The 10,020-nt window shown below is 58.3% G+C and carries 7 protein-coding genes; all 7 read left to right on the forward strand.

The window, feature by feature from the left end; genetic code table 11:
- The first annotated feature begins 17 nt into the window (after positions 1-17).
- The 7 genes from GXP58_07250 to GXP58_07280 all read left to right on the forward strand — a co-directional run bounded on the left by GXP58_07250 (position 18) and on the right by GXP58_07280 (position 9,680).
- Positions 18-2,057 (forward strand): molybdopterin oxidoreductase family protein, encoded by a 2,040-nt coding sequence (locus tag GXP58_07250; protein ID NOY53404.1) that lies wholly within the window; start codon positions 18-20, stop codon positions 2,055-2,057.
- A gap of 184 nt (positions 2,058-2,241) precedes the next feature.
- Positions 2,242-3,504: a c-type cytochrome gene (locus tag GXP58_07255; GenBank protein ID NOY53405.1), complete on the forward strand. Its 1,263-nt coding sequence runs from the start codon at positions 2,242-2,244 to the stop codon at positions 3,502-3,504.
- The gene (locus tag GXP58_07260) at positions 3,501-4,013 is read left to right on the forward strand and encodes a cytochrome c3 family protein (protein ID NOY53406.1); all 513 of its coding nucleotides are present in this window, start codon (positions 3,501-3,503) and stop codon (positions 4,011-4,013) included. The genes GXP58_07255 and GXP58_07260 overlap by 4 nt, the downstream gene beginning before the upstream one ends.
- Positions 4,014-4,138: 125 nt before the next feature.
- Positions 4,139-6,907: a 4Fe-4S dicluster domain-containing protein gene (locus GXP58_07265; GenBank protein ID NOY53407.1), complete on the forward strand. Its 2,769-nt coding sequence runs from the start codon at positions 4,139-4,141 to the stop codon at positions 6,905-6,907.
- A gap of 28 nt (positions 6,908-6,935) precedes the next feature.
- Complete coding sequence (nrfD, locus tag GXP58_07270) at positions 6,936-8,246, forward strand: polysulfide reductase NrfD (GenBank protein ID NOY53408.1); 1,311 nt, start codon at positions 6,936-6,938, stop codon at positions 8,244-8,246.
- Positions 8,221-8,658 carry a DUF3341 domain-containing protein gene (locus GXP58_07275; protein ID NOY53409.1) on the forward strand — a complete coding sequence of 146 codons (438 nt, stop codon included), beginning with the start codon at positions 8,221-8,223 and terminating at the stop codon, positions 8,656-8,658. The genes nrfD and GXP58_07275 overlap by 26 nt, the downstream gene beginning before the upstream one ends.
- Positions 8,655-9,680, forward strand: a complete 1,026-nt coding sequence (locus GXP58_07280; GenBank protein NOY53410.1) for a hypothetical protein — start codon at positions 8,655-8,657, stop codon at positions 9,678-9,680. The genes GXP58_07275 and GXP58_07280 overlap by 4 nt, the downstream gene beginning before the upstream one ends.
- Positions 9,681-10,020 lie beyond the last annotated feature (340 nt).

A 10,020-nucleotide genomic window follows, 5' to 3' on the forward strand; every position in this document is an offset into this window, starting at 1 on the left:
AGGAGTGATCCCGCACCATGACCGCAAACGTTCGACATCTCTCCGTCTGTCCCCTCGACTGTCCCGACACCTGCGGCCTGATCGTCAACATCGAGCAGGGACGGGTCGTCTCTCTCGCGGGGAACCCGGCCCACCCCTACACGCAGGGCTATATCTGCGGCAAGATGCGCCGTTACCCGGAAAAGATCTACTCCCCCGGGCGAATCATGACCCCGCTGCGGCGGACCGGTCCGAAGGGTTCAGGCACCTTCGAGCCGATCTCCTGGGACGACGCCCTCGACGAAATTCATGACCGCTTTCAGGCAATCATTGACCGATACGGCGCCGAGGCGATCCTTCCCTACTCCTATTCGGGGACGATGGGACTGATCCAGCGAAACGCCGGGCATCCTTTCTTTTACAAACTGGGTGCGAGCCGCCTCGATCGGACGATCTGCTCCAGCACGGCCGAGGCTGGATGGGACTATGCCGCAGGACGCGGGATCAGCCACGATCCCGAAGGGATGGCGGATTCCGACCTGATCCTCCTTTGGGGAATTAATGCCGCCTCCACGAATTTGCATATCCTCCCCTTCGTAAAGGCGGCCCGGTCCAAAGGCGCCCCCCTCATCGTCATCGATCCGTACCGGAACCGGACGGCGAAAATGGCCGACCGGCACCTCATGCTGAAACCGGGGACCGACACGGCCCTGGCCCTCGGGATCATGCATCTCCTGATCGCAGAGGGATGGATCGACCGGAATTATATTGACGGGATGACCCTCGGGTTCGATGCCCTCCGAGATCAAGTACGGGATTTTCCCCCGCGGCGAACGGCAAAAATCACCGGCCTGACGGAAACAGAAATCCGGGATCTGGCTCAATCCTACGGGGAGGCCGACGCCCCCTTCATACGCCTCGGCATGGGAATGTCCCGGCAACGGGGAGGCGGAATGGCGATCCGGAGCGTGGCCTGTCTCCCGGCCCTGACGGGAGCCTTTGCAAAACGGGGCGGGGGGATCACCCTCATGACCGGATCCTATTTTGAACTCGACATGGAGGCGGTACAGGGAGAAGCACTACTGGCCGGTCGAACCCCCAGGACCTTCAATATGATTCATCTTGGTCGAATCCTCACGGAGCCGCAGGGACCCCCGGTCAAGGGGCTCTTTATCTATCACTCCAACCCGGCGGCAACAGCACCGCGGCAGGGCAAGGTGATGGAAGGACTCCGCCGGGAGGACCTTTTCACCATCGTTCATGAACAGGTCCGGACGGATACCGTAGATTACGCAGACCTCGTGCTTCCGGCCACCACCTTTCTGGAACATACCGACCTCTATAAGAGCTACGGCCACTGCTACCTGCAGTATGCCGCCTCGGCCCTGCCTCCCGTGGGAGAGTCAAAATCGAACCGGGAACTCTTTCGTCTTCTGGCCGACCGATTCGGTTTTACGGACCCCTTCTTTTCACGCACCACCGACGAAATCATCGAAGAACTGATCGCTCCTCCATCGTCTTTTCGAAACGGTATTAACCTTGCTCTCCTGAAGGAGAAAGGGTTCGCCCGTCTGAACGTTGACCGCGGCGGCAATCCCTTCGAAAACGGGTTCTTTACCCCCTCGGGAAAATTCGAGTTCTATTCGGAATCGATGAAAAAGTCCGGCCTTCCCCCCCTGCCGGACTACCGGCCGCCGGAGCCGGAGGAACGGACACGCTATCCCCTGATCCTCATAACCCCGCCGGCGCATCACTTTCTGAACAGCACCTTCAGCGGCATCGAATCGATCCGTATTCTGGAGAAGGAACCGTCCCTCTGGATCCATCCCGACGATGCGGAAGCACGCGGGATTCATAACGGAGATCCGATCCGTCTTTTCAACGATGAAGGAGAATGTTCCCTTCCCGCCCGGGTCACAGGAGAAACGGGGCGAGGGGTGGTTGTCGCCGAATCGGTCTGGTGGCCCAAGTCGATGCAAGACAACATCGGGATCAACGCCCTCGTCTCCGATGAAGAGGCCGATATGGGGGGCGGCCCGGCCTTTCACTACAGCCCGGTGGAGGTCATACGGCAATAGATCCTCTCCCCTGCCGGATTCTCTGTCCCCCGAAGATCACCCGGTGTGGTTTTCATGCAGTTGCAAAATTCACACATCTACTTTATAGTACTCCTCATAATCCTCACGGCTTTCGTTTGATCCCTGTATTTTCTTTAAACGGACGAAGACACATAAGGATCGCACAATCGTTGAGAGATGGTTTATGACGGAGCTTCTCGGGAAACTGATTCTTCACTCTTCTCCGGCCTTTTGGCAGATTATTCGTTATATCCTGTTCGGAGCAACACTCACCTTCTTCGCCACAGCCGGACTTGCTCTCGGAGGATCGATTCTTTCCGTCACCGCATTTCTGTCCGACCCGAAGGGAACGGCATCCTTTTCCCGCACTCTCTCACAGCATCTCATGGAAGCGTCCCTCTTCAATCCCTGTTCCCTGATGCTCCTGATCCTTCTTCCACTCTTGACGGCCGGACTGATTTCAACTTCCCTTTTTCACCTGACTCTGAAATTGGGCTCAAACCTCTGGCCCGGGATCCTGCTCCTCGCCTTTTCCGCATCGATCCTTCTCCTCCTCTACGGGCTACAGACTTCTTCCGGACATTTCTCCACTGCCGGGCGTCTTTTAACCGGAGCAGGCGGGACGGCGCTGCTCCTTCTCTGCTACCTGATGGTCATTGTCCAGACGGGAAGTTACATGAACACGGAGCTGTGGCGGTACTCGGATCGGCCTCTGACCTTCTTTCCGACCTGGAACAACTGCGCCCGGATCACCCTCTATCTTCTTCTCGCACTGGCCATCACCGGGGCCCGGCTTCTTCAAAACGCAAGGGCAACAGAGGCGGACGGCCGCATCCGGAATACCGCACGGGGAATCACACTGGCTGCACTCCTTTTTCTGGCGCCCTTTGTCACCGCCGACCTGTATACCCTCCCGGTGGCGGCCCTGCGAAGAGCGGACTATCTCCTGGGAGGCACCGCCCTTCTCCTCTCCTGGGGAGCCGGGATGATCCTGATAGAATCTTTCCGCAGGGATCATCCGCGCACCGGCACGGTGGTCCTCGTCCTGGTCCTTCTCAGTTTAACGGCAACGGTCACCCTCGACGATCTCGGCCGGGAGCAAGCCACGACAGAAAAGATGGCCCTGCTGCAGCAAGTAACGGCGGTAGAGAAACAAGTTGCGGTACCGGCGCCCGTTGAACAAAAGAACGCCCTCTATGCCGCCGGCGAGGCGATCTACAACAGGACCTGTTCCGCCTGTCACCGTTTCGACACCCGGCTGGTGGGGCCTCCTTACAACAACGTGATCCCGAAGTACCGGGGAAAGATTGAAGAACTGAAGTCCTTCATCCGTACCCCGGTCCAGCGCAACCCCGGCTACCCGGCCATGCCGAAACTCGGCCTCAAAGAGGAGGAGATCAACGCCGTGGCGTACTTCCTTCTTGAAAAAACAGGGGGCGGGCAATGATGATCCGGATCCTGCAGCTCCTGATCACAGGCTATTTCGGAATCTTTCTGCTCCTTGCGACCGGACTGGGTGTGGGATGGAGCCGGATGAATCTCTCGCCCGAACAGCCGATCGCCTTTCCCCATACCATCCACGCAGGCCGGCTGGGGCTTCCCTGCAACTTCTGCCATCTTTATGTGCGACGCGGGAAACAGGCGACCGTGCCGCCGATTTCGGTCTGCATGTCGTGCCACAAAAACATTGCGGTGGACCGGCCGGAGATCGTCAAACTGACCGGCTACTATGAGCGGGGAGAACCGATCGCCTGGAACCGGATCTACAAGGTCCCCCCTTTTGTCTATTTCACCCACAAACGTCACATCAAGGCGGGGATCGACTGTTCCGCCTGTCACGGTGAGGTCCGGGCCATGAAGCGGGTCCGGCGGGTCCGCTCCCTGAAAATGGGGTTCTGTGTCACCTGCCACAAAAGCAAGGGGGCGCCGCGGGATTGCGCGACCTGTCATAAATAGATGAAAAATAAAAAACACAAAAAGATGATCTCACCGCAGAGACTCAGAGAAAAGACAAAGAATTTTTCCTGTCTTCCTTTGCGTGCTCTGCGTCTTGAGTGAGCGCAACGAACGGGCGGTGATTAATGATGAAACGACGTGATTTTTTAAAGGCCGCAGGCGCCCTGTCGAGCGCCTCCATGCTTTCCGCCTGCGGGAAGAAGGGCGAGCCGGAAAAGCTGATCTCCTACCTCGTCCCGCCCGAAGAGGGGGTCATCCCCGGCGAGGCGGTCTTCACCCCTTCAACTTGTACGGAATGCCCGGCACACTGCGGTCTCCGGGTAAAAACCATTGACGGTTTTCCCCGGAAGCTGGAAGGGAATCCCGGTCATCCCGTCAATCATGGAGCCCTCTGCATGCGGGGGCAGGCCGCCCTTTTCCGCCTCTACCATCCCGACCGGATCCGCACCCCACTGATCAGGGATGCGGGCGGCGATTTTCAACCGATCCCCTGGGAGAAGGCCCTGGAGCAAATCACTACCGCCCTGCGCGGACCTGGGAAAAAGAAACATCTCTATCTTTCCGGCAGAACCACGGGGACCCTCGTCACGATGATCGATAAATTCTGCAAAACCGCCGGCATCGAAAGAGCCCCCGAGTTCGAACCCTACTCCCACGGTGCCCTCCGCACGGCCTATGGAAGGCTCTTCGGTACCTCCGACCTTCCCGGGTACCGGATTAAAAAGGCTGATTTTCTTCTGACTCTGGGCGCCGATATCCTGGAGACCTTCATCACTCCCGTCTCCTTTGCCGGGCAGGTTGCCGACCGGAAGGAAGATGCATCCTTTACCTGGACACACATCGAACCCCATGTGTCCCTCACGGGGATGAACGCAACGAATCGCCTCACCCTGCATCCCGGAAGCGAGCCGGTCCTCCTCCGTTTTCTCCTCCGCTCCATTCTTGGAAAAAAGATAAACCCCTCACCGGATACTGAGCGGATCCTTTCCTTCCTTCCAGCCCTCACACTCCGGGAAACCACCCGAAGAACCGGCCTTGCCCGGGAACAAATCCTCCGGATAGTCAACCACTTTGCGGAGGCGAAACAACCCCTCCTGATCACCGGCGGGGTTTCTACCGGGCACGGCGACGGATTGCAGACCGCCCTTTTGACCGTTCTGATCCAGTGGAGTTTGTCGATGAACGAAGAAGGGACTATCGATTTTTCCCGCACGGAAAACTACGGTTCGCTGGGAACCTTCTCGGACCTGATGGTTCTCATGGACGAGCTGGAGCAAAACAGAATCGGCGTCCTCTTCCTTTCCCGGGCAAATCCCATCCATGCCATGGCGCAGGAGTATCACTTCCCGGAGAAACTTGCAAAAGCCGACCTCGTCGTCGCGTTCACCGACCTGATGGACGAGACCGCAAAAGAGGCCGACCTGATCCTGCCATTGTCGCACCCCCTCGAGTCGTGGGGAGACGCCGAACCGCAGCGGGGAATCCATTCGCTGATCCGGCCCGCTTTGCGCAAGCAATACGACACTTTCCCGGAAGCGGAGATTCTTCTTCAACTTCAGGACAGAATCCTGGGGCGCCCGCTGAAAACAGATTACGCGGAGATCCTTCGGTCGGCATGGCACAGCCTTTTCGGTGCTGAAGGGACGGAGGCATTCATGCAGCAAGGATATCGAAAGATCCCCCTCCCGGAAAGAGAGACATTTCTCGATCTCTCCACTCTCTCATCGTCTACGTTTCAGAAAAGCCCGCAATCTCTTGAAGGACAGGTATTGATCGTCACTCCGTCGATCCGGACCTTCGATGGACGGAGCCGGCCCCTCTCCCTTCTCTACGAGGTCCCCGACCCCCTGACGACAATCACCTACGGAAAATGGGCCTCCATCGGAGAGCGGACGGCCACTTCAGCCGGCCTTACTGATAAGGACAGGATTGTCCTTAAGACCCCCGGCGGAAAGATGACGCTTGCGGCAAAGGTTCAGCCGGGCCTGCCGGAGGGGGTACTCGTCGTCCAGCGGGATCTTTTCGAAAGCGCCCCCCTGCCGGGGAGTCCGGAGACAGGGGAAATCCTTCAAGTCTCTAAAAAAATGTTCCTTGAAAAAACCGGGGGTCCTGTGCGGATTCCGGTCCTCTCCGGGTCGACTTCACAACACGGACGGGGGCTGATCCCCATGAAGGAGATCCATCACCACGAACGGATCAGCCTCTATCCTCCACAGGAATACGCCGGGTACCGCTGGGCCATGGCCGTCGATCTCGACCGCTGCACAGGCTGCGCCGCCTGCGTGGCTGCCTGCTACGTCGAAAACAATGTCCCCATCGTCGGACGGGCGGAACATTTAAAGGGGCGGGAGATGTCCTGGCTCCGGATCGAGCCCTATTACAATGACGGCAGGGCCGAATTCCTTCCAATGATGTGCCAGCAGTGCGACGACGCCCCCTGCGAGACGGTTTGTCCGGTCTATGCGGCCTACCACAATCCCGAGGGACTGAACGTGCAGGTCTATAACCGCTGCGTGGGAACCCGCTACTGTTCCAACAACTGCCCCTACAAGGTTCGCCGCTTCAACTGGTTCGAACACCGGTGGGAACCGCCTCTCGACCGGATGATCAACCCGGAGATCTTCGTCCGGTGGAAGGGGGTCATGGAGAAGTGTTCCTTCTGCATCCAGCGGATCCGGAAGGGACACGACACCGCAAAGGACAGGAAGAGAAAAATCAGGGACGGGGAGGTAATCCCCGCCTGCGGAGAGAGCTGCCCCGCCGGGGCGATCACCTTCGGGAACCTCCTCGACCGGAAGAGCCGGGTCCACCGGCTGGCCCATTCCGGCCGGGCCTACCGGGTCTTTGATGAACTCGGCACGGAACCGGCGGTCTACTACCTGCGGAAGGTCTGACGACAGGAAGAGAGCCATGGAAAAATCGATGCAGAGAAACGAACGGATCGAAAGGGAAATTCTCTCGGCCATGAAGAGACCGGGGGCACTCTACTGGATCGCCCTCTTCTTCTGCGGGTCGGTTTTTATCGTGGGGATGCTCTTCTGGGGACACCAGTTGAAGACCGGCCTCGGCGTGGCCGGGATCTCCCATCCCGTAGCGTGGGGAGTCTATATCACCAATTTCGTTTTCTGGGTCGGGATTGCACACTCCGGGACACTGATTTCCGCCGTACTCTTTCTCTTCCGCGCAAAGTTCCGGACCAGCTTCAACCGGGCGGCCGAGGCGATGACCGTCTTCGCCCTGATGGTGGCCGGCCTCTTCCCCCTGATCCATCTCGGGCGGACCTGGGTCTTCTACTACCTCCTTCCGTATCCCAGCCAGCGGATGATCTGGCCCAACTTCCGGTCTCCCCTCGTATGGGACGTCTTCGCCATCAGCACCTACCTGACGGTGAGCCTGATCTTCTTCTACGTCGGAATGATCCCCGATCTCGCCATCATGCGCCGCCGCTTTACCGGCATACGCAGCCGGATCTACCAGGTCCTCTCCCTCGGATGGGAAGGCAGACTCGGTGAATGGAGAAACTACGAGCAGCTCTACCTCTTTCTCGCCGCCTTCGCCACGCCACTGGTGGCCTCGGTCCACTCCATCGTATCGTGGGACTTCGCCATGAGCATCCTCCCCGGATGGCACACCACGATCTTCGCCCCCTACTTCGTGGCCGGGGCGATCTTCTCGGGGACGGCCATGGTCATCACCCTCGTCGTCCCCATGCGGAAGGTCCTCTCCCTGGAGAAATACATCACCGTCGATCACATCGAATCGATCGCCAAGATCCTCCTCTTCACCTCGTTGATCGTTACCTATGCCTACATCGTGGAACCGGCCCTCGCGGTCTACGGGAAGAACCCCTTCGAGATCGAGGCATTCCGCTACCGGGCCTTCGGCGACTACAGCCCTCTCTTCTGGACCATGATCCTCTGTAACTCGATCCTGCCGCTAACCCTCTTCATAAAACGACTGCGGCGAAACATCATCTTCCTGTTCATCCTCTCTCTCCTGGTCAATGTCGGGATGTGGCTGGAACGGTTCGTCATTATCGTCAGCAGCCTGGCGCGGGACTACACCCCCTACGCCTGGGGCACCTATCACCCCAGTCTCGTGGAAGTCGGAATCACCCTGGGCGGGTTCGGCCTCTTCTTCTCGGCCTACCTGATCTTTCTCAAGACCCTTCCCGTCCTCTCCATTACCGAGATCAAGGAGCGCAGTGATGGCACAAAAAATCATTCTGAATAACCGGGAAGACTTTGTCCGGAAGTTGAAAGATCTGATCAACGGGGGGGTCCCGGCGGACAAGATCGATGCGCAGTATCCCTACCCGGTCCATGAAGTGGAAAAGATCCTGGGGCGCAGACCCGGCCCGGTTCGCTACTTCACCCTCATCGGGGCGGTAACCGGATTTGCCGCGGGATTCGGACTGACGATCTACACCGTCTTAAGCTGGCCGATGATCACCGGGGGGAAACCGCTGATCTCGATCCCCCCCTTCCTCCTCATCGCCTACATCCTGACGATTCTCTTCGGGTCCGTCGCCGCTTTTGCAGGCTTCCTTTTCGTCTCCATCCTGCCGAAGATCGGACGGCTCTTCGCCCCCCTCCCCGAAGCTGGAAACCGCTTCATCATCACCATCCGGGAGGGAAACCAATGAGCCGAAGCCAACCCGATTCTCCCCTTCTCTACCTCCTGACAGGGATCGTTGCCGGGGGCATCGCCTTCCTCGAACTCGGTCCCTTCCGCGGGAACGGAAGTTCACTCCTCCTCACACTGGTCTTCTGGACCGCCGTCGTGGAGGGGTGCATCGCCGTGGCCGCGATCTGCGACCTCGTTCATGCCCGGTGGATCGTCACCCTGAAAAGGGAACTCCTCTCGCCGGCTCCCTTGCTCTTCCTGCTGCTGTTCCTCTTTTTGATCCTGGGACTCAGGCTCGATCTCTATTCCTGGTCTTCACACCCCGGTCGATGGCTGAATCGACCCTTTTTTCTCATTCGCAACATCATCATCCTTCTGATCACCCTCGCCGCTGCCATTCATTATGCCGCCCGGAGCCGCCGCAACGATGGAAAGACGAACACCGCCGCCGTCCTCTACCTCTTCGCCTTCGTCCTCGCCCAGTCGATGGTCGCCTACGACTGGGTCATGCCGCTCGACGATCCCTGGTACAGCACTCTGTTCGGTCCCTACTTCTTCGTGGAAGCGATTTACTGCGGCATCGCCGTGGCGGGGATCCTGTACGGGATCCGTTTCAGGGGGGAAGTACGCCATGACGGAAAAGCAAAGGAATTTCTACGGGACATCGCAACACTGACCTTCGGCTTCTCCATCCTCTGGGGCGGGCTCTTCTTCACCCAGTTCCTGGTCATCTGGTACGGGAACCTTCCGGAAGAGGTACTCTACCTGGTCGACCGGGTCAGCGGCACCCCCTGGTTGGCGCTCTCCTGCTCCGTGATCGGGGCCTTCTTCGTCGCTCCCTTCTTTCTCCTCCTCCCCCGCCAGACCAAGACCGCCCCCGCTATGGTCGCCTTCGTCTCCCTGATCATTCTCGGGGGATTGATCATCGAACGGATCCTCTTCCTGAAACCGGTCCTTTCCCTTTCCACGATGATCTTTTTGCCGGAGTTTCTGGGGATGTTACTTCTCTTCGTTCTGCAGATGGGCAGACACAGGGGATAAGGCAAAAGCATTCACCGCAGACGCCGAGGGCGCAGAGGAAAACAGGACAAGGGAAAGGCAAGATCAAGGGCAAAAAGCAAAAGCATTAAACCACGGGGAACTCGGGGAGTCACGGGGAAAAGCATGCGCCATGAAGGACATGAAGATCATGAAGGAATGGAAATCGTCCACAAAACCTGTAGCGTCCCGGTTGATCCGGGACGGCGCTTTTCACTCCGGTTGTGCAAAACGAAACGATCATCTAAAATCGAAAGACGGAAATGACACAATCATGGAAAGAGGTGCAACATCATGAAATATTCATACCTTCATTTCGGGATCATGCTACTGGCATTCTGGA

The organism is Deltaproteobacteria bacterium, from assembly GCA_013151235.1.
In the GTDB taxonomy this organism is placed as follows: Bacteria; CG2-30-53-67; CG2-30-53-67; order CG2-30-53-67; family CG2-30-53-67; genus JAADIO01.